The sequence below is a fragment of the Streptomyces sp. NPDC047886 genome (assembly GCF_043204435.1).
In the GTDB taxonomy this organism is placed as follows: domain Bacteria; phylum Actinomycetota; class Actinomycetes; order Streptomycetales; family Streptomycetaceae; genus Streptomyces.
Window position 1 is genome coordinate 255,220 of the sequence record NZ_JBIDCF010000001.1, and the last position, 20,775, is coordinate 275,994.

Below are 20,775 nucleotides of genomic sequence, written 5' to 3' on the forward strand. Positions count from 1 at the left end.
GACCCGGAACGCCTGAGAAGCGCGCAGCCCCTGCGGTACCTGGGGGTCCTGCGGCGCCCGCATCCACTGGACTGGCTGGCCGCCGGTCTGCTGGGGCTCGGTCTGCTCGCCGTCGCCACCGGTCTGCTGCCGGCCGGGGACGCGTCCGGTGTGCTGGCCCGGATCGGTCCGCTGCTCGTCTTCCTCGCCACGGTGGTCGTGCTGGCCGAGCTCACCGGGAAGGCGGAGGTCTTCGACGTGGTCGCCACCTGGGTGGCACGGGCCGGGAAGGGCAGTTACGTCCTGCTGTTCCTGTGGTGCGTGGTGTTCGCGTCGGTGACGACCATCACCCTCAACCTGGACACCACGGCCGTGCTGCTGACGCCGGTGATGCTGGCGCTGGCCACCCGCGTGGGCATCGCCGCCGTGCCGCTGGCGATGACGACGGTGTGGCTCGCCAACACGGCGAGCCTGCTGCTGCCCGTGTCGAATCTGACGAACCTGCTCGCCGCCGACCGGGTGGCGCTGACGCCGTCGCGGATGGCGGAGGTGATGTGGGCGCCGCAACTGGCGTCGATCACCGCCACGATGGTCTGCCTGTGGGTGTTCTACTGGCGCCGGGGGCGGCGCGGCGAGGCCCGCTACACCCCGCCGGAGCGGCCCCGCCCGGTCGACCGGGTGCTGCTGCGGGTGTGCGCGTGGGCGTGCGGCGGTTTCCTGCTGGCGCTGCTGCTCGCCGATGTGCCGCTGTGGGCGGCGTCATCGACGGCGGCGCTGGTCGTGGTGGTGGCGTTCGCGGTACGGCGGCGGGAGGAGCTGCGGCTCTCGCTGGTGCCGTGGCGGCTGCTGGTGCTGGTGCCGGGGATGTTCCTGGTGGTGGAGACGGTCAGCGCGCACGGGCTGCACGAGATACTGGTGCGGGCGATCGGCGCGGGCGACGGCCCGCTGGCGATACTGCGTACGGCGCTGGTCGGCGCGGGTTTCTCCAACGCGCTGAACAACCTCCCGGCGTACGTGGCCGGTGAGGCGGTCGTCCCGGTCGGCAACCACGAGCAGTTGCTCGGCCTGCTGATCGGCGTGAACGTGGGCCCGCTGGTCACGCCGTGGGCGTCGCTCGCGACGCTGCTGTGGTTCGAGCGGTGCCGCTGGCACGGGACCCGGATCGATCTGGGCCGCTTCATGGCGACGAGTCTGGTCCTCGCGGCGACGGGCACGCTCGCGGCGACGGCGGCGCTGACGGTGACGGCGTAGACGGGCCGGGCCGGTCGGTGACGGCGACGGCCTGGTCGGGTCGGGCCGGTCGGTGACGGAGACGGCCTGGTCGGGTCGGGCCGGTCGGTGACGGCGACGGCCTGGTCGGGTCGGGCCGGTCGGTGACGGCGACGGCCTGGTCGGGTCGGGCCGGACGGTGACGGCGTGCCGGTCACCCGTCGGCGGCCAGGGTCGCCGCCACCTCCGCCAGCAGGTACGCCAGGGTGTCGGCGCGGGCGGCGACGAAGCTGCGCCCGGCGTCGGGGCCGGTGAACCCGGGCCGGAAGGGGGCCCCGTCCAGGGTGCGCAGCTCCACGCCCGCCTCCGCCGCGAGCAGGGCCCCGGCCGGGAGGTCGACGCCCTCCGCGCGGTAGCCGACGAACCCGTCGATGGTGCCGCGGGCCAGCATGCTCCAGCCCAGCAGCGGTGCCCACAGCTGCAGGACGCGCCGGGAGCCCCGCTCCAGGGTGCCGCGCAGGGCCAGCGCCGTGCGGTCGGCGCGGTCCACCGCGTGCCCCTGGGTCCAGGCCAGGACGGGCCCGGAGCCCGGCAGGTCGCCGCACGGCCCGGACAGCCGGGCGCCGTCGTCGGCGAGGGCGCCCTGCCCGGTGACGGCGTGCCAGGTACGGCCGGTGACGGGCTCGTGGACGACGCCCACGACAGGCGTGTCGTCCACGCACAGGCCGATGCCGACGACGTAGGCGGGCAGCCCGATCGCCACGTTGTTGCTGCCGTCCAGCGGGTCGACCAGCCAGGTGCGCCGGTTGCCGGTGTCCAGCAGGCCGGCCTCCTCGGAGAGGATCCGGTCGCCGGGGAAGTGGCGTCGCAGCCGGGCGAGGATCAGCTTCTCGGCGGCGAGGTCGAGGTCCGTGACGACGTCCCCGTGGGTGCCCTTCGTCCGTACCGTCCTGGACGCGGCGAAGTGGCCGCGCAGCAGCCGCCCGGTGGCGACGGCCGCGGCGACGGCCACCCGCCGCTCCGCCGCGAAGGGCCGGTCCCGGTCAAGCGCGCCGTTCACCATGGATCCTCCCGAGAGCGGTCCGCACGGCCCGCTTGGTCTCCTCGTGGCCGCACAACCGGCGGGTCGTGCGGCGGGGCGGCCCGTCCAGCGGGCCGAGCGACAGGTCGCGGCCGCCCGGTACGGTGCGGCCCAGGACAACGGTGGCGGCGGGCCGCCCCGGTGTCACCACGGTCGTGTGGAACTCGCCGGCCCCGAGGGCGTACGTCTCCCCCGCGGTGCTCATCCGCACCCGGCCCGGTTCGCCGCGCACCAGCCGCGCGGTGGGCCGTATCTCGTCCACGCCGCCGGGTGCGCTGTGCACCTCGAACACCCGGTGCGTGGGGTCGGCCGGGTCGTCCCGCACCCGGACGCGTACGTTGCCGACCTCGCCGTACAGGACGTGGCTGCGCAGCTCCCAGCTGTGGGCGTGCAGCGGCGGGACGGGCGGATCGGCGCGGCCGGGCCCGCGCGCGGTCCCGTAGAGGTGGACGCAGACCCCGTCGGCGCCGGCTCTGACGAGGGGCAGGCACAGGAAGCCGAGCGGGTGCCGCACGGCGGGCAACTCCCGTTTCCCCGAGGCGATGTCCTCGAGGTCGGGTACGACGCGGTCCAGGTGCGGGCGCAGGGGGTCCACGGCGTCCACGGTGGGCGACTCACCTCCCGTAGGGGTCCTCCGCGTGCAGGGCCTTCTGGATGACCTCGCCGATGTCGCCCTCGGTGAACGTGCGCGGCAGGGGCAGCCCCAGCGCGTCGAACAGGGCACGCACCTCGTCCACGGTGGGCGACAGGCTCAGCAGGGTGGCGTTGCGCAGGTCGAGCGTGGTGGCCTGCTCACGGCTCTGGTGAAGCTCGGTCAGGTAGTAGTCGTACAGCGGCTGTCCCCGCCTGACCTGGAGGTTGACCCTGGCGGGGTCGTCCTGGGTGATGATCAGGCCGGAGTCGGACAGGTCGAAGCGGAGCGTCGGCACGGTCGACGACAGATGGACGCTGATGTCCAGCGTCGACAGCTGCATGCGGTACCAGCAGGCGGCGAGGATCGTCGCGTACGACTCCTTGCTGGTGCGCCCGGGTGTCCAGACGCCGCCGCCGTGCGTGCCGGAACCGGAGAACATGCGGCGGAACTGGGCGTAGGCGTTGCAGGCGCGGTCGTCGGCCGGGTTGAGGATCTCGATCTTGACGTTGAGCTGGGAGCGGTTCTCCTTGGCGGCGCGGACGCAGCTCGGCAGCGTGACGGCGCGCAGGTAGGTGCCGGTGCCGCCCTTGAAGTACCAGAGGTTGGTGCCCTGGCGGGCCTCGCGCAGCGCCTCGCGTACCTCGTTGCCCGCCAGGGAGCGGACCATGGCGAGGTCCTCGATGGCGCGGCGGGTGCCCTCCATCGCCTCCTGGATGGCCAGGGGGCGGCGGGCCCGCTCGGCGAGGGAGCCGACGGCGAGCGCGCCGAGCACGACGAGCGTGGCGCCGGACGCGAGGTCGCTCTCGATGAGCTCGTCGCCGAAGATGTCGAGGAAACCGATCGTCAGGCCGATGCCGGCCGCGAAGACGACCTCGAAGTTGCGCAGGGCGAAGGCGACCGCGCGCTCCAGCCGCCCCGCCGGTCTGCCCGTCCGCGGCGATGCCATCGGGTGTCCTCCCCCTCCCGGTCGGACAGCCGATCGTAGGAGATGGGGAGGGGCGCCCACCAGGGCGCACACGGCGCCGGACAGGGCGCAGCGCCTGCCGGTCCGGTCGGGGACGTGGCAGGCGCTGCTGTGTTCCGTACGCCGTTGTACGGGACGTTCTGGTACGGACCGTGCGGCCCGCGTGGTCAGACGGTCAGCGCGCGGTCCGTCGGGCGGACCGGGGCGGGAAGCTCGCTCGTACCCGTAAGGTACCTGTCCACCCCCCGAGCCGCCGAACGGCCCTCGGCGATGGCCCACACGATCAGCGACTGGCCGCGTCCCGCGTCGCCCGCGACGAAGACGCCGTCGACGTTGGTGGCGTAGTCGCCGTCGCGGGCGATGTTGCCGCGCTCGTCCAGCTCCAGGCCGAACTGCTCGACCAGGCCGTTCTGGACGTCGGTGCCGGTGAAGCCCATCGCGAGGGTGACCAGCTGGGCGGGGATCTTCCGCTCGGTGCCGGGCTTCTGCGTGAGCTTGCCGTCCACGAACTCGACCTCGACGAGGTGCAGGAACTGGACGTTGCCGTCCTCGTCGCCCTCGAAGTGGGTGGTGGAGACGGAGTAGACCCGCTCGCCGCCCTCCTCGTGGGCCGAGGTGACCTTGTACAGCATGGGGAACGTCGGCCACGGCTGGTGCGGGGCCCGGTCCTCGCCCGGCCGGGGCATGATCTCCAGCTGGGTGACGGAGGCCGCGCCCTGGCGGTGGGCGGTGCCCACGCAGTCCGCGCCGGTGTCGCCGCCGCCGATGACGACGACGTGCTTGCCCTCGGCGGTGATCGGCGGGGTGACGAAGTCGCCCTCCTGCACCTTGTTCGCGAGCGGCAGGTACTCCATCGCCTGGTGGACGCCCTTGAGCTCGCGCCCGGGGACCGGCAGGTCGCGGGCGGTGGTGGCGCCGGCGGCGATGACGACGGCGTCGTACCGCTTGCGCAGGTCCGTGGCCTTGAGGTCGCGGCCGATCTCGACGCCGGTGCGGAAGCGGGTGCCCTCCGCGCGCATCTGCTCGATGCGCCGGTTGATGTGCCGCTTCTCCATCTTGAACTCGGGGATGCCGTACCGCAGCAGGCCGCCGACGCGGTCGGCGCGCTCGAACACGGCGACCGTGTGACCGGCCCGGGTGAGCTGCTGGGCGGCGGCGAGGCCGGCCGGTCCCGAGCCGATGACGGCGACGGTCTTGCCGGAGAGCCGGTCCGGGGGCTGGGGCGTCACGTTGCCCGAGTCCCACGCCTTGTCGATGATCGAGACCTCGACGTTCTTGATGGTGACGGCCGGCTGGTTGATGCCGAGCACGCACGCCGCCTCGCAGGGCGCCGGGCAGAGCCGCCCGGTGAACTCCGGGAAGTTGTTCGTGGCGTGCAGCCGCTCGTACGCCGCGCCCCAGTCCTCGCGGTAGGCGAAGTCGTTCCACTCGGGGATGAGGTTTCCGAGGGGGCAGCCGTTGTGACAGAACGGAATGCCGCAGTCCATGCACCGCGACGCCTGCTTGCTGATGATCGGCAGCAGGGAGCCGGGGACGTAGACCTCGTTCCAGTCCTTGACGCGCTCGCCCACGGGACGGGTCTCGGCGACCTCGCGGCCGGTGGTCAGGAAGCCCTTGGGGTCAGCCATTGGTCGCCGCCTCCATCATCTTCTCGGTGGTCTCGGCCTCGGAGAGACCGGCCCGCTCGGCGGCGTCCTTGGCGGCGAGCACTGCCTTGTACGTGGTCGGGATGATCTTGCTGAAGCGGTCCGCGGCGACGGACCACTCGGCGAGGAGCTTCTCGGCGACGGTGGAGCCGGTCTCCTCGTGGTGGCGGCGCACCACGTCGTGCAGCCACGCCTTGTCGGTGTCGTCCGGCGTCTCGATCGCGCCGACGTTGCCGGAGTTGACGTTGTCGCGGTCGAGGTCGATGACGTACGCGACGCCGCCGGACATACCGGCCGCGAAGTTGCGTCCGGTCTCGCCGAGGACGACCGCGTGACCGCCGGTCATGTACTCGCAGCCGTGGTCGCCGACGCCTTCGGAGACCACCAGCGCGCCGGAGTTGCGGACGCAGAAGCGCTCGCCGGTGCGGCCGCGCAGGAAGATCTCGCCGCCGGTCGCGCCGTACGCGATGGTGTTGCCCGCGATGGTCGAGTACTCGGCCAGGTGGTCGGCGCCCCGGTCCGGGCGGACGATGACGCGGCCGCCGGACAGGCCCTTGCCGACGTAGTCGTTGGCGTCGCCCTCCAGGCGCAGGGTGACGCCCCGGGGGACGAACGCGCCGAAGGACTGGCCGGCCGAGCCGGTGAAGGTGATGTCGACGGTGTCGTCGGGCAGGCCCGCGCCGCCGAACTTCTTCGTCACCGCGTGGCCGAGCATGGTGCCGACGGTGCGGTTGATGTTGCGGATGGCGACCTGGGCGCGGACCGGCTGGGCGTCCTCGGGGGTCGCGGCGCCGAGCGCGTCGGCGGCGAGCTCGATGAGCTCGTTGTCGAGCGCCTTCTCCAGGCCGTGGTCCTGCTCGACGAGCTGGTGCCGGACGGCGCCCGCGGGCAGTTCGGGGACGTGGAACAGCGGGGCCAGGTCCAGGCCCTGCGCCTTCCAGTGGTTCACGGCCCGCGCGGTGTCGAGGAGCTCGGCGTGGCCGACGGCCTCCTGGAGGGTGCGGAAGCCGAGTTCGGCGAGCAGCTCGCGCACCTCCTCCGCGATGAACTCGAAGAAGTTGACGACGAACTCGGGCTTGCCGGTGAACCGCTCGCGCAGGACGGGGTTCTGGGTGGCGATGCCGACCGGGCAGGTGTCCAGGTGGCAGACGCGCATCATGACGCAGCCGGAGACGACGAGCGGCGCGGTCGCGAAACCGAACTCCTCGGCGCCGAGCAGCGCGGCGATGACGACATCGCGGCCGGTCTTGAGCTGGCCGTCGGTCTGGACGACGATCCGGTCGCGCAGGCCGTTGAGCAGCAGGGTCTGCTGGGTCTCGGCGAGGCCGAGCTCCCAGGGGCCGCCCGCGTGCTTCAGCGACGTGAGCGGCGACGCGCCCGTGCCGCCGTCGTGGCCGGAGATGAGGACGACGTCCGCGTGGGCCTTGGACACACCGGCCGCGACCGTGCCGACACCGACCTCGGACACCAGCTTCACGTGGATGCGGGCGGCCGGGTTGGCGTTCTTGAGGTCGTGGATCAGCTGGGCCAGGTCCTCGATGGAGTAGATGTCGTGGTGCGGCGGCGGCGAGATCAGGCCGACACCCGGGGTGGAGTGCCGGGTCCTGGCGACCCACGGGTACACCTTGTGGCCGGGCAGCTGGCCGCCCTCGCCGGGCTTGGCGCCCTGGGCCATCTTGATCTGGATGTCGTCCGCGTTGACCAGGTACTCGCTGGTCACACCGAAGCGGCCGGAGGCGACCTGCTTGATGGAGGAGCGGCGCGCCGGGTCGTACAGGCGGTCGGGGTCCTCGCCGCCCTCACCGGTGTTGGACTTGCCGCCCAGCTGGTTCATGGCGATGGCGAGGGTCTCGTGCGCCTCCTTGGAGATGGAGCCGTACGACATGGCGCCGGTGGAGAACCGCTTGACGATCTCGGATGCGGGCTCGACCTCCTCGATCGGGATCGAGGGCCGGTCCGAGCTGAAGCCGAACAGGCCGCGGAGCGTCATCAGCCGCTCGGACTGCTCGTTCACGCGCTCCGTGTACTTCTTGAAGATGTCGTAGCGCTTGGAGCGGGTGGCGTGCTGGAGGCGGAAGACCGTCTCCGGGTCGAACAGGTGCGGCTCGCCCTCGCGGCGCCACTGGTACTCGCCGCCGATCTCCAGGGCGCGGTGCGCGGGCGCGATGCCGCTGGCCGGGTACGCCTTGGCGTGGCGGGCGGCGACCTCCTGGGCGATGATGCCGAGGTCGGCGCCGCCGATCTTGGAGGCGGTGCCGTTGAAGTACTTCTCGACGAACGCCTCGTCCAGGCCGACGGCCTCGAAGACCTGCGCGCCCCGGTAGGAGGCGACGGTCGAGATGCCCATCTTGGACATGACCTTCAGGACGCCCTTGCCGAGGGCGTAGATCAGGTTGCGGATGGCCTGCTCGGGCTCCATGCCCTCGATGAAGGTGCCGGCGCGGACCAGGTCCTCGACGGACTCCATGGCGAGGTACGGGTTGACGGCGGCGGCGCCGTAGCCGATGAGGAGCGCCACGTGGTGCACCTCGCGGACGTCGCCGGCCTCGACCAGCAGGCCCACCTGGGTGCGCTGCTTGGTGCGGATGAGGTGGTGGTGGACGGCGGCGGTGAGCAGCAGCGACGGGATCGGCGCGTGCTCGGCGTCGGAGTGCCGGTCGGAGAGCACGATGAGCCGGGCGCCGCCCTCGATGGCGGCGTCGGCCTCGGCGCAGATCTCCTCGATCCGGGCGGCGAGGGCGTCGCCGCCGCCGGAGACCCGGTAGAGGCCGGACAGCGTCGCGGCGGTCATGCCGGGCATGTCGCCGTCGGCGTTGATGTGGATGAGCTTGGCCAGCTCGTCGTTGTCGATCACCGGGAACGGCAGGGTGACGCTGCGGCAGGACGCGGCGGTCGGCTCCAGCAGGTTGCCCTGCGGGCCGAGCGAGGAGTGCAGCGAGGTGACGAGCTCCTCGCGGATGGCGTCCAGCGGCGGGTTGGTGACCTGTGCGAACAGCTGGGTGAAGTAGTCGAACAGCAGGCGCGGGCGCTCGGACAGCGCGGCGATCGGCGAGTCCGTGCCCATGGAGCCGATCGGCTCGGCGCCGGCGCGGGCCATCGGCGCGAGGAGGACGCGCAGCTCCTCCTCGGTGTAGCCGAAGGTCTGCTGGCGGCGGGTGACCGAGGCGTGGGTGTGGACGATGTGCTCGCGCTCGGGGAGGTCCTCGAGCTCGATGATCCCGGTCTCCAGCCACTCCTGGTACGGGTGTTCGGCGGCGAGGCCGGCCTTGATCTCGTCGTCCTCGATGATGCGGTGCTCGGCGGTGTCGACGAGGAACATCTTGCCGGGCTGGAGGCGGCCCTTGCGGACGACCTTGGCGGGGTCGATGTCGAGGACGCCGACCTCGGAGGAGAGGACGACGAGGCCGTCGTCGGTGACCCAGTAGCGGCCGGGGCGCAGACCGTTGCGGTCGAGGACCGCGCCGACCTGGACGCCGTCGGTGAAGGTGACGCAGGCCGGGCCGTCCCAGGGCTCCATCATGGTGGAGTGGTACTGGTAGAAGGCGCGCCGGGCCGGGTCCATGGAGTCGTGGTTCTCCCACGCCTCGGGGACCATCATCAGCACGCTGTGCGGCAGCGAGCGTCCGCCGAGGTGCAGGAGTTCCAGCACCTCGTCGAAGGAGGCGGAGTCGGAGGCGTCCGGGGTGCAGATCGGGAAGATCCGCTCCAGGTCCTTGCCGTTGCCGTTGCCGTTGCCGCCGAACAGGTCGGAGACGAGCTGCGACTCGCGGGCCCGCATCCAGTTGCGGTTGCCCTTGACCGTGTTGATCTCGCCGTTGTGCGCGACGAAGCGGTACGGGTGGGCGAGCGGCCAGCTCGGGAAGGTGTTGGTGGAGAACCGGGAGTGCACCAGGGCGACGGCCGTGGCGAAGCGGCGGTCGGACAGGTCCGGGAAGAACGGCTCCAGCTGCCCGGTGGTCAGCATGCCCTTGTAGACGAGGGTGCGGGCGGAGAGCGACGGGAAGTAGACGCCCGCCTCGCGCTCGGCTCGCTTGCGCAGCACGAACGCCTTGCGGTCGAGGGCGATGCCGGTGGCGGCGGTGGCGCCGTCGGCGACGAAGAGCTGGCGGAACGCCGGCATCGTGGAGCGGGCGGTCGCGCCGAGCAGCTCGGGCGTGACGGGGACCTCGCGCCAGCCGAGGACGGTGAGACCCTCGTCGGCCGCGATCGTCTCGATGCGTGAGACGGCGTCGTCCTGGCCGTCCTGTGGGAGGAAGGCGGTTCCGACGGCGTACGCGCCGGCCTCGGGCAGCGCGAAGTCGGTGACCTCGCGCAGGAACGCGTCCGGGACCTGCAGCAGGATGCCCGCGCCGTCACCCGAGTCGGGCTCGGAGCCGGTCGCGCCCCGGTGCTCCAGGTTGCGCAGTACGGTCAGCGCCTGCTCGACCAGCTGGTGGTCGGCAACACCGGTGAGGGTGGCCACGAACCCGACACCACAGGCGTCGTGTTCGTTGCGGGGGTCGTACATTCCCTGCGGGGCGGGGCGACCGTCCATGGGCGACCAGGCGTCGGAACGCATCGGCTCTCCCGTCGTCGTCGTGGCATGTGCGAGTGCCGAGGGACGACGTTGGCCCTCTGCTGAAATTTCGTGCAGGTTACATGATGGAGTGCTTCTCGGAAAGCGGATAGCTCATTCCAGCATGCGGACACCGCGCGAAGCGGTGGAGTTCGGTCGCAGGCGGACGAATCGCCTCGATCGCGCGGTTCGCGCACGGATGACGTCCATCGGCCTGACAAGGGGGAAGCGGGCCTCATTGCCCGCGGCGCTAACGGCTCATGCCCTTGGATGAAGGAATCGAAACCGCCACGTTACGACTACTTATGTAGCGCCTTGCATAGTGTCCCACCAACAAGGCGTTCCTGCCATTGGATGTTCATCACAACAGCAACCCCGACCCCCCGTCGAGGGCCATCGGGCCGAGGCCGGCCGGGCCCTCCGGACTCGCGTGCGCGCGGTCCGGGGCGGGAGGGGGGCCGGGGTGTGGCCGTGCGAGGGGGTCGGGGGCCGGGTGGCTGGGGCGGGGCGGGCCCGGGGTGCGAGGCGGGACGGGGCCGGGAGGTCCGTGTCAGCGCCCGGGACCCCGTCCCTGGGCCTGTTAGAGCGCCGCGCCGAACGCCGCGCCCAGGCCGTACGTGATGGCCGCCGCCGCGCCGCCGAGGACGAGCTGCCGCAGGCCGCTGTACCACCAGCTGCGTGCCGTCACCCGGGCCACCAGCGCACCGCAGGCGAAGAGGCCCAGCAGGGCCACGAGCACCGCCGGCCACAGCGAGGCGGCACCGAGCAGGTACGGCAGTACGGGCAGGAGCGCGCCCAGCGCGAACGACCCGAACGAGGACACGGCGGCGACCATCGGCGACGGCAGGTCGTCGGGGTCGATGCCCAGTTCCTCGCGGGCGTGGATCTCCAGGGCCTGCTCCGGGTCCCGGGACAGCTGCATCGCCACCTCGCGGGCCAGCGCGGGCTCGACGCCGCGCGCCACGTACAGGGCGGCCAGCTCCTCCATCTCGTCCACCGGGTGCTTGCGCAGCTGATGGCGCTCGACGTCCAGTTCGGCCTGGACCAGCTCACGCTGCGACGCGACGGAGGTGTACTCGCCCGCGGCCATGGAGAACGCGCCGGCGGCGAGGCCCGCCAGGCCGGTGATGACGATGGTCTGCTGCGACACCGAGCCGCCCGCGACACCGGTCATCAGCGCCAGGTTGGACACCAGGCCGTCCATGGCGCCGAACACGGCCGGCCGCAGCCAGCCGCCGTTCACATCGCGGTGGGTGTGGTTGTCCCGGTGCGCCTCGTGGAGTGGCGCGGCGACCTCGATGATGGACACGGCTTTCCCCTTGCTCCGCTGCGTTCAACGGCTACGTCTCGTCGGGTCCGCGTGATCCCGCTCCCCCTCGACACTGTCGAAAATACGCGCGATGTAAGGGGCGCGCCAGCAAGGCAGGCTTTACTTACCTGGGCGCCAGGCGGGTGACACCACCCCTGCCCCTGGCATCGCGGAGGCGTCCGTGTGGCACGGATCCAGGAATCGGATCACCGATCGGTGCGCACGGAAGGGCCACGCGATGGAGTCGATTGCCTACGATCCCGCCCCGCCCGCGCCACCGTCCCCGCCCGCGCCACCGTCCACGCCCGCGCCCGCGTCGCCGTCCGCGCCCGCGCCGCCGCCCCCGTCCCCGGTCTCGTCGTCGGTCTCGTCGTCGGCGGCTGCGGTCGCCGTACCGGCGCCGGTCCTACGCGCACGGGCCAGAGGCGCCCTGCTGGGGCTGGCCGTCGGGGACGCGCTGGGCGCACCCGCCGAGAACATGAAGCCGTCCGAGATCCGCGCCCGGTGGGGACGCGTCACCGGATACGTCGCGGACCGGCCGGCCGGTACGGACGACACCGAGTACGCCATCTTCTCCGGGCTGCTGCTGGCCCGGCACGGCTCGGCGCTGACCGTCTCCCATGTCGAGACGGCCTGGCACCAGTGGATCGCCGACCTGGACGAGGGGCCGTTCCGGGGCGCCGGGTTCAGTGAGCGCGGCACCCTGGAGAACCTGCGGCGGGGTCTGGCCGCGCCGATCTCGGCCCAGCACCGGCACGCCTGGAGCGACGGTCTCGCCATGCGGGCGGCACCGTTCGGGGTCTTCGCCGCGGGCCGCCCGGCCGAGGCGGCACGGCTCGTCGCCATCGACGGCTCGGTGAGCCACGAGGGCGAGGGCATCTTCGGGGGGCAGGCGGTGGCGGCGGGCGTGGCCGCAGCGATGGCCGGTGCGGGTCCGGCGTCGGTGATCGCCGCCGCGCTGTCGGTGGTGCCCATGGACTCCTGGACGGCCCGGTCGATGCGGCGGGCCGTCGTCGCGGCACAGCGCGTCCAGCCGGATCCGCTCGTCCGCGAACGCACCGTACGGTCGGCGGTCGTCATCGGCGGCTACCCGTGGACCGACCTGGCGCCGGAGGCGGTGGGGCTGGCGTTCGGGGCGTTCGCGGCGGCGCGGGGGGACTTCCGTACGTCGGTGCTGACCGCCGTCAACATGGGGCGGGACGCCGACACGACGGCGGCGGTGGCCGGCGCGCTCGCGGGGGCGATGGGGGGCGAGTGCGCGATCCCGGAGGAGTGGGCCGCCGGTATCGGTCCGGTACGGGGCAGCTGCCTGCCGTCGATGCGCGGCTACCACGTCCTGGACATCGCGGATCTGCTGACGCCCGACGACGACGCCGGGCCCACGCCATGAGCGCCCCGGCGCAGGAGGACGTCGGCCCGGTCGGTACTGCGACCAGGGCCCCGGGTTCCGCCCCGGCCGGACCAGCCGACCCGGCCGACCCGGCCGACCCGGACGGACCAGCCGACCCGGACGGACCGCCGCCCGCCACCGGGCGGGTACGCGGACGGCCGCCGAAGGGCGCCGCCCCGATCGCGACCGCGCCGGCCGCCGGGACGCCGCGGGTCGGGGGCGTCCGGCGGCGGGCGCGGCCGGAGACCGGGCACGACCCGTCGCGGATCGAGGGGCTGCTCCTCGGGCTGGCCGCGGGCGACGCGGCGGGGTGGCCCGCCGCACGGCACCGCGCCGCGCGCATGCCCGAGTGGACCCGGCGGCTCACCCGCGAGCTCGACACCTTCGCCGAGCAGAACGCCACGACGACCCTGCCCGTACCGATCGCCCTGAACCAGCCGCCGGAGCCGCTGCGGCTGGGGCCGTCCGACGACGCCGAGTGGGCGGCGTTCACGGCCGAGACGGTGCTGGCCGCAGGGAGCGGTCTGTTCCACGCGCTGCCCGCGGGGCGGCGGATGTGCGCAGCCGTCGACCTCGCCTGGAACGCGCTCGCCGCCGAGATCGCGGCGGCATCGGAACGCGCCCCCGAGGTGGAGTCGGCCGTCCTGCCGCTGCGCGCCCGGATCTCCGTACGCGCGGGTCTCGGCAACCTCGCCACCGGCCTGCGCCCGCCCGCGACCGGCCATGACAACCCGCACTACTTCGACGACGCGGCCTGTGTCAGGGCCGCCGTCCTCGCCGTCGTCCACCCGGGCGACCCGCGGGCCGCCGCCGAACTCGCCGAGTTCGACGCCCGGTACACCCAGGACGGCGACGGGGTGCACGGCGCCCGCGCCATGGCCGCCGCCGTCGCCTCGGCGCTCGGCGGCGCGCCCGTCGACACGGTCGTGGACGCCGCGCTCGCCCAGCTGCCGCCCGGCACCGAGATCGGCCGCAACGGCCGGCACGCCGTCGGGCTCGCCCGCCGCGCCCGGAGCGCCTTCGAACTGGTCCCCCTGCTGGAGCACCAGATCGTCGACCACGTCTACAGCTACGGCATCGCCGCCGCCGAGACGGTCCCCGTCGCCCTCGCCCTGGCGACCGCCGCCCGGGGCGACGGCGCCCAGGCGGTGCCGTCCGCCGCCTGCCTGTCGCGGGTCGCCGACTCCGCCCCGGCCCTGGTGGGCGCGCTGACCGGGGCGCTCGGCGGCCGCGACTCCGTGCCCGGCACCTGGCGCGACACCTGCCGCGTCCTCGCCGGCTGTGCCCTGCCCCGGCTCGCCGGCACCGATCTGGTCGAACTCGCCGAACAGCTCGCACACACGGAACTCACCGCCGCGGGTGGACAATTCCGACATGACCACCCCCACCCCCCTGTCGCTGGAGGACCGGATCACCGGCAGCCTCGTCGGAGCCGCCGTCGGTGACGCGCTCGGCGGACCCGTCGAGGGCTACAGCCCCGAGCAGATCCTGGAACGTCACGGCGGTCGCGTCACCGGCGTCGTCGGCCCGTGGAACGGCGACGCCTGGCGCACCGCCCGCCCCATCGCCCCGTACCACAAGGGCGACGGCCACGTCACCGACGACACCCTGATGACGCACGCCCTGATCAGGGTGTACGCCACCGTCCGCGACCACCTCGACGCCTACGCCGTCGCCGACCACCTCGTCCCCGACCTGATCTCCACCCCCCGCTGGATCCCCGAACTGCACGCCGAGGCGCTGCCGCTGCAGCGGATCTTCCTCGCCGAGAAGTGGATCGTCGCCCGGCTGCACTACGGACACGTCGACCCGCGCGAGGCGGGCACCGGCAACATCGTCAACTGCGGCGCCGCGATGTACATGGCGCCGGTGGGCCTCGTCAACGCCGCGAACCCGTCCGCCGCGTACGCCGAGGCCCTCGACATCGCGGGCGCCCACCAGTCCTCCTACGGCCGCGAGGCCGCCGGGGTGTTCGCGGCCGCCGTCGCCGAGGCGTGCCGCCCCGGCGCGGGCCCGGAGAGCGTCGTGGCGGCGGCGCTGTCCCTCGCCAAGGACGGTACGCGCGCCGCCATCGACGCGGTGTGCGAAGTGGCCTCGCGCCACACCGACTTCGAGTCGGCGCTGCGCCCGCTGCGCGAGGCCGTCGCCCCGTTCGACACGGTCGGCCCCGACTACCGCGCCCCGTCGCGGGCGGCCCGCCGCCCGTCCCGGGTGCACTCCATCGAGGAGCTGCCCATCGCCCTCGGCATGCTCCTGGTCGGCGCGGGCGACTACCGCCGTACGGTCCTGTCCGCCGTCAACTACGGGCGGGACTGCGACTCCATCGCCACCATGGCGGGGGCCATGGCCGGTGCCCTGCACGGGGAGGCCGCCGTCCCGGCCGCCTGGGCCAAGCAGGTGGCGGAGGCGAGCCGGCTCGACCTGCACGCCCCGGCCGCCGTACTCGCCGGGGTCGCCCGCGAGGTGTTCGCCCGCGACACGGCGCGCCGCCGCTCCCACGAGGCGGCGTTCACCGAGCTGGCGGACGCGCCGGGGGCGGCCCGGTGAACCTGCGCCTGACCTGGGTCCAGCCGGAGGACCTGCTCGGTCACGAACTGCGCCAGGCGGCGGAGGACGGCCGCAACGCCACCGCGGTCGAGGCCCGCTGGACCGCCGCCGGGGGTGCCCCTGCGCCGGTCTCCGCCGGGGCCTCCCCCACCCCGGCACCCGCCCACCTGCGCGCCCTCGCGGACCGCCTCCTGGACGAACTCGGCGCGCTGCCCAGCCCGTTGGCGGCGACCGAACCGACGGCCCTGGCCGACATCCGCCGCGCCTGCCCCGACTGGCCCGCCCCACCGGCACAGCCGCACCCCGGCCCCGCCGGGCGGTCCGCGCTGGGCGCCCGGCTGCACGCCGGATGGCTGGGACGCGCCGCCGGGTGTCTGCTCGGCAAGCCCGTCGAGAAGCTGCCCCTGTCCGCGATCCGCGCCCTGGCCGGCGCCACCGGCAACTGGCCGCTCGACGGCTGGTTCACCGCGCGGGGCCTGCCGCCCGCGCTGGCCGCCGCCCACCCCTGGAACCGCCGCTCCGCCACCACCTCCCTCGCCGAGAACATCGACGGCATGCCCGAGGACGACGACCTCAACTACGCCGTGCTGAACCTGCTGCTCCTCCAGCGGTACGGGCGCGGCTTCCGCACCGCCGACGTCGCCCGCCTCTGGCTCGACGAGCTCCCCGCCGGACGCACCTTCACCGCCGAACGTGTCGCCTACCGCAACCTCCTCTCCGGCCTCGAACCGCCGTTCACCGCCACCTACCGCAACCCGTTCCGGGAGTGGATCGGCGCCCAGATCCGCGCCGACGTCCACGGCTGGACCCGCCCCGGGGACCCGGGCGGCGCCGCCGAGCAGGCCCACCGGGACGCCACGCTCACCCACACCGCCAACGGCGTGTACGGCGCGATGTTCGCCGCCGCGACCATCGCCACCGCCGCCTCCGGCACCGCCGACGTCCACGAGTCGCTGGCCGCCGGTCTCTCCGTCGTCCCCGACGGCTCACGGCTCGCCCGGGCCGTCCGCTTCGGTATCGCCACCGCCCGTGCCCACGGCGACTTCGACACGGTGGCGGACCGCCTGCACGCCGCCTACGACAACCACCACTGGGTGCACGTCGTGCCGAACGCCGCCCTCCTCGCCGCCGCCCTCACCCACGCCGACGGCGACTTCACCCACTCGATCTGCCGCGCCGTGTCCGGGGGCTGGGACACCGACTCCAACGCCGCGACCGCCGGCTGTGTCGCCGGACTCCTCGCCGGGCGTCCCGACCGGATCCCGGACCGCTGGACCTCCCCCCTCAAGAACCGTCTCGCCACGTCCGTCCACACCTTCGACGGTGTCGGTTTCGACACCCTCGCCGCGCTCACCCTCCAGGAGGCACTCCGCCCATGACCCGCATCGTGGTGCTCGGCAGCACCAACATGGACCTCGTCGCCTATGTGAACCGTGCTCCCCGGCTCGGGGAGACCGTCACGGGGCGGGAGTTCCGCACGGTTCCCGGCGGCAAGGGCGCCAACCAGGCAATGGCCGCAGCCCGTGCCGGCGCCCCCGTCGCGATGATCGGCGCCGTCGGCTCCGACGAGTTCGGCACCCGGCTGCGCGCCGGTCTGGACGGCTCCGGTATCGACACCGCCCTCCTGCGCACCGTCGACGGGCCGTCCGGCACCGCCCATATCGTCGTCGACGACCACGGCGGCAACGCGATCGTCGTCATCCCCGGCGCCAACGCCGCGGTCACCTCCCTCTCCGCCGGCGACGAGACGCTCATCGCCTCGGCCCGGTCCCTGCTGCTCCAGCTCGAACTCCCCCTCCCCGTCGTCATCGCCGGTGCGGAGACCGCCCGCCGTCACGGCGTCCGCACCGTCCTCACACCCGCCCCCGCCCAGGACCTGCCGCACGAGCTCCTCGCGGCGACCGACCTGATCGTGCCCAACGAGCACGAGGCCGCCGCCCTGACCGGTGTCGCCGACCCGGTCGCCGCCGCCGAGGAACTGCTGCGCGACGTCCCCGAGGTCGTCATCACCCTGGGTGCGGCGGGCAGCCTGTACGCGTCCCGGGACACGGCGCCGCTCACCGTCCCCGCCCGTCGGGTCCGGGCGGTGGACACGACCGCGGCGGGCGACACGTTCGTCGGCGCGCTGGCGGTCGCGCTCGGCGAGGGCAAGCCCATGCCCGACGCCCTCGCCTGGGCGTCATCGGCCGCGGCGCTCTCGGTCCAGCGGCCGGGCGCCTCGTCTTCCATGCCCCTGCGTACGGAGATCGATGCCGCATGACCTCCCCGACCACGCCTCCCGTCTCTCCCCCTCCTTCCACCTCTCCCACCTCTCCCGCCTCGGCCTCGTCCGCGTCCGCGCCCTCCCCTTCCGCTGCTCCGGCGGAGCCGGCTCCTCCGCTGCGAGGGCTGCGCGTCCTCGACCTCGCGACCCTCTTCGCCGGTCCTCTGGCGGCCGCGCTCCTCGGTGACTTCGGCGCCGATGTCATCAAGGTCGAGCACCCCCGCAAGCCCGATCCGTCCCGCGGCCACGGCCCCGCGAAGAACGGCGTCGGTCTGTGGTGGAAGCAGCTCGGCCGCAACAAGCGCACCCTCACGCTCGATCTGTCGGCGCCCGGTGGCCGCGACACGCTGCTCCGGCTCGCCGCCGACGCCGACGTGGTCATCGAGAACTTCCGCCCCGGCACCCTGGAGAGGTGGGGCCTGGGCTGGCCGGAGCTGTCCACCGCCAACCCCCGGCTGGTGCTGGCCCGGGTGACCGGCTTCGGGCAGTTCGGCCCTTCCTCCCACCGCCCCGGCTTCGGCACCCTCGCCGAGGCGATGAGCGGCTTCGCCTCGGTGACGGGCGAACCGGACGGCCCGCCCACGCTCCCTCCCTTCGGTCTCGCCGACTCGGTGGCCGCGCTGGCCACCGCCTACGCCGTGATGACGGCGCTGGCCGGCCGGACGGTCACGGGGCGGGGCCAGGTGGTCGACATGGCGATCATCGAGCCGATCCTCATGGTGCTGGGGCCGCAGCCGCTCTGGTACGACCAGCTCGGCTACGTCCAGCCCCGTACCGGCAACCGGTCCCGCAACAACGCGCCCCGCAACATCTACCGGGCCTCCGACGGCACGTGGCTGGCCGTTTCCACCTCCGCCCAGTCCGTCGCCGAGCGCGTCCTGCGGCTGGTGGGCCGCCCGGAACTGGTCGACGAGCCGTGGTTCGCCCACGGCACCACCCGTGCCGAGCACGCCGACGAGCTGGACGACGCGGTCGGCGCCTGGATCGCCCGGCACACCCGCGACGAGGCCATGGCCGCCTTCGAGAAGGCCGAGGCCGCGATCGCCCCGGTGCAGGACGTCCGGGACGTCATGGAGGATCCGCAGTACCGGGCCCTGGGCACCATCACCGAGGTCGCCGACCCGGAGCTGGGCCCGCTGCGTATGCAGAACGTCCTCTTCCGGTTGTCCGGCACACCCGGCGCCATCCGCTGGCCGGGCCGTCCGCACGGCGCCGACACGGACGAGGTGCTCGGGGAACTCGGCCTGTCGGGGGCCGAGATCGCCGCCCTGCGCGCCGAGGGCGCCGTATGACCGTGCCGCTGACCTGGCTGTACGCCCCTGGAGACCGCCCCGACGTCGTGCAGAAGGCCCTGGTGTCGGGCGCCGACGTGGTGGTCGTCGACCTGGAGGACGCCGTCGCGCCGGACCGCCGCGCCTACGCCCTGGCCGCCACCGCGGAGCTGCTGTCCGCCCCTCACCCCGTACCCGTCCATGTCCGTGTTCCCTCCCCGTACGACACCGCGGCCGTCGAGACACTCGCCGGACTGCCCGGCCTGAGTGCTCTCCGTATCCCCAAGGTGACACACGGCACTGACATTCGACGGATCGCGGCCCTCGCTCCCGGCGTACCGCTGGTCGCGCTGCTCGAATCCGCGCTGGCCGTGGAGCACGCCTACGCCATCGCCGGGGCCCATCCGGCCGTGCGCGGCATCGCGCTCGGCGAGGCGGACCTGCGGGCCGACCTGGGCGTACGGGACGACCGCGCGCTCGACTGGTCGCGCGGCCGGATCGTGGTGGCCGCCCGGGCGGCGGGCCTGCCGCCGCCGGTCCAGTCCGTGCACCCCGACATCCGGGACCTGGACGGTCTCCTCGCGTCCTGCGTCCGGGGCCGGTCCCTCGGATTCCTGGGGCGGGCGGCGATCCATCCCGGCCAGCTGCCGGTGATCGAGCGGGCGTACCTGCCCACCCGGGAGGAGGTCGAGGCGGCCGAGCGGATCGTCGGGGCCGCCTCGCTGGAGGCCGGTGCGCTGGCCCTCCCGGACGGCCGGTTCGTGGACGCGGCGGTCGTCGCGGCGGCCCGCCGCACCCTCTCCCTCTCCCGGCGGGCCTGAACCGGCCGGGCAGGCGAAGAGGCGGGCGGGGGGCGAAGAGGCGGCCGCCGGAACCCCTCGGTCCCGGCGGCCGCCTCATGGCCGCGTTCGTTGTCGGCGCGTCCCGCCGGGGCTCAGCCCCGCTTGGCGGACGTGGTCTTCCCGGTGCCGTCGGACGAGGCCGCGTCCGAACCGTCGCCGACGCCGGTGGCCTCCGGGCCATCCGTCTCGGCGTCGTCCGCGTCGTCCGCGTCCTCCGCGTCCGCCGCCGTCTTCTTCTCCGGCGCCGCCGGTTCCACGACCTCTTCGCGCCCCGGCCGCATCCGCGACGAGAACACGATGTAGGCGACCGCGAGCAGGAAGACCACGATCGCGGTCCACACGTTCAGCCGCAGACCCAGGATGTGGTGGGCCTCGTCGACGCGCATGTACTCGATCCAGCCGCGCCCGGCGCAGTAGGCCGCGACGTACAGGGCGAAGGCCCGGCCGTGTCCGAGCCTGAAGCGGCGGTCGGCCCAGATGACCAGCAGCGCCACACCGACGCACCACAGCGACTCGTAGAGGAAGGTCGGGTGGTACAGCCCCGCCTCGCGGTTCGCGCCCTCGGTGATCTTCAGCGCCCAGGGCAGGTCGGTGGGCTTGCCGTACAGCTCCTGGTTGAACCAGTTGCCCCAGCGGCCGATGGCCTGGGCGAAGGCGATACCGGGGGCGATGGCGTCCGCGTACGCCGGGAGCGGGATCCCGCGGCGGCGGCAGCCGATCCAGGCACCGACCGCGCCGAGCGCGATCGCGCCCCAGATACCGAGGCCGCCCTCCCAGATCTTGAAGGCGTCGACCCAGTTCTCACCCTCGCTGAAGTACAGCTGGTAGTCGGTGATGACGTGGTAGAGCCGACCGCCGACGAGGCCGAAGGGCACCGCCCAGACGGCGATGTCCGCGACGGTGCCCGCTTTGCCGCCCCGGGCGACCCAGCGCTTGTTGCCGTACCAGACGGCGACGAAGACACCGATGATGATGCAGAAGGCATAGCCGCGCAGCGGGATCGGTCCGAGGTTGATCACGCCGGTCGACGGGCTGGGAATGTAGGCAAGGTCCATGGCAGGACCGACGCTACCTTGCCGGGAGGG

The 20,775-nt window shown here is 73.6% G+C and carries 15 protein-coding genes; 8 read left to right on the forward strand and 7 right to left on the reverse strand.

All coding sequences use genetic code 11. The features are described from left to right. Window positions 1–66: 66 nt before the first annotated feature. Window positions 67–1,230 (forward strand): SLC13 family permease, encoded by a 1,164-nt coding sequence (locus ACGF5U_RS01145; RefSeq protein WP_392714404.1) that lies wholly within the window; start codon window positions 67–69, stop codon window positions 1,228–1,230. A 172-nt stretch (window positions 1,231–1,402) separates the two neighbouring features. Here the strand turns inward: ACGF5U_RS01145 and ACGF5U_RS01150 are convergent, their stop codons facing one another. The 6 genes from ACGF5U_RS01150 to ACGF5U_RS01175 form a co-directional block, all read right to left on the reverse strand. Further along, window positions 1,403–2,251: an inositol monophosphatase family protein gene (locus tag ACGF5U_RS01150; RefSeq protein WP_392714062.1), complete on the reverse strand. Its 849-nt coding sequence runs from the start codon at window positions 2,249–2,251 to the stop codon at window positions 1,403–1,405. Then, complete coding sequence (locus ACGF5U_RS01155) at window positions 2,232–2,873, reverse strand: hypothetical protein (protein WP_392714060.1); 642 nt, start codon at window positions 2,871–2,873, stop codon at window positions 2,232–2,234. The genes ACGF5U_RS01150 and ACGF5U_RS01155 overlap by 20 nt, the downstream gene beginning before the upstream one ends. Window positions 2,874–2,883: 10 nt before the next feature. Beyond that, window positions 2,884–3,849: a hypothetical protein gene (locus ACGF5U_RS01160; protein ID WP_392714058.1), complete on the reverse strand. Its 966-nt coding sequence runs from the start codon at window positions 3,847–3,849 to the stop codon at window positions 2,884–2,886. Window positions 3,850–4,034: 185 nt separating this feature from the next. Next, a complete protein-coding gene (locus tag ACGF5U_RS01165; RefSeq protein WP_392714056.1) occupies window positions 4,035–5,495 on the reverse strand; it encodes a glutamate synthase subunit beta in 1,461 nt (486 codons plus the stop codon). Continuing rightward, a complete protein-coding gene (gltB, locus tag ACGF5U_RS01170; protein ID WP_392714054.1) occupies window positions 5,488–10,071 on the reverse strand; it encodes a glutamate synthase large subunit in 4,584 nt (1,527 codons plus the stop codon). Before gltB ends, ACGF5U_RS01165 begins: the two co-directional genes overlap by 8 nt. A 577-nt stretch (window positions 10,072–10,648) precedes the next feature. Further along, window positions 10,649–11,377, reverse strand: coding sequence for a VIT1/CCC1 transporter family protein (locus ACGF5U_RS01175; protein ID WP_392714052.1), 729 nt, complete (start codon window positions 11,375–11,377; stop codon window positions 10,649–10,651). Between the two features lie 238 nt (window positions 11,378–11,615). On the opposite strand from ACGF5U_RS01175, the gene ACGF5U_RS01180 reads away from it, so the two are divergent. Genes ACGF5U_RS01180 through ACGF5U_RS01210 form a run of 7 tightly spaced genes read left to right on the forward strand, consistent with a single transcriptional unit; the run spans window position 11,616 to window position 19,669 of the window. After that, window positions 11,616–12,767 carry an ADP-ribosylglycohydrolase family protein gene (locus ACGF5U_RS01180; RefSeq protein ID WP_392714051.1) on the forward strand — a complete coding sequence of 384 codons (1,152 nt, stop codon included), beginning with the start codon at window positions 11,616–11,618 and terminating at the stop codon, window positions 12,765–12,767. After that, window positions 12,764–14,212, forward strand: a complete 1,449-nt coding sequence (locus ACGF5U_RS01185; RefSeq protein ID WP_392714049.1) for an ADP-ribosylglycohydrolase family protein — start codon at window positions 12,764–12,766, stop codon at window positions 14,210–14,212. The genes ACGF5U_RS01180 and ACGF5U_RS01185 overlap by 4 nt, the downstream gene beginning before the upstream one ends. Then, on the forward strand, window positions 14,142–15,314 hold the full coding sequence (locus tag ACGF5U_RS01190; RefSeq protein WP_392714047.1) for an ADP-ribosylglycohydrolase family protein: 1,173 nt from the start codon (window positions 14,142–14,144) through the stop codon (window positions 15,312–15,314). Before ACGF5U_RS01185 ends, ACGF5U_RS01190 begins: the two co-directional genes overlap by 71 nt. Next, complete coding sequence (locus ACGF5U_RS01195) at window positions 15,311–16,693, forward strand: ADP-ribosylglycohydrolase family protein (protein ID WP_392714045.1); 1,383 nt, start codon at window positions 15,311–15,313, stop codon at window positions 16,691–16,693. Before ACGF5U_RS01190 ends, ACGF5U_RS01195 begins: the two co-directional genes overlap by 4 nt. Beyond that, window positions 16,690–17,574: a ribokinase gene (gene rbsK, locus ACGF5U_RS01200; RefSeq protein ID WP_392714043.1), complete on the forward strand. Its 885-nt coding sequence runs from the start codon at window positions 16,690–16,692 to the stop codon at window positions 17,572–17,574. Before ACGF5U_RS01195 ends, rbsK begins: the two co-directional genes overlap by 4 nt. After that, window positions 17,571–18,869: a CaiB/BaiF CoA transferase family protein gene (locus tag ACGF5U_RS01205; RefSeq protein WP_392714041.1), complete on the forward strand. Its 1,299-nt coding sequence runs from the start codon at window positions 17,571–17,573 to the stop codon at window positions 18,867–18,869. The genes rbsK and ACGF5U_RS01205 overlap by 4 nt, the downstream gene beginning before the upstream one ends. Continuing rightward, window positions 18,866–19,669, forward strand: coding sequence for an HpcH/HpaI aldolase/citrate lyase family protein (locus ACGF5U_RS01210; RefSeq protein WP_392714039.1), 804 nt, complete (start codon window positions 18,866–18,868; stop codon window positions 19,667–19,669). Before ACGF5U_RS01205 ends, ACGF5U_RS01210 begins: the two co-directional genes overlap by 4 nt. 113 nt (window positions 19,670–19,782) lie before the next feature. Here ACGF5U_RS01210 and lgt read toward each other — a convergent pair whose 3' ends face one another. Next, entirely contained in the window at window positions 19,783–20,745 is a 963-nt protein-coding gene (gene lgt, locus ACGF5U_RS01215) for a prolipoprotein diacylglyceryl transferase (protein ID WP_392714037.1), read from the reverse strand. Between the last annotated feature and the right edge of the window lie 30 nt (window positions 20,746–20,775).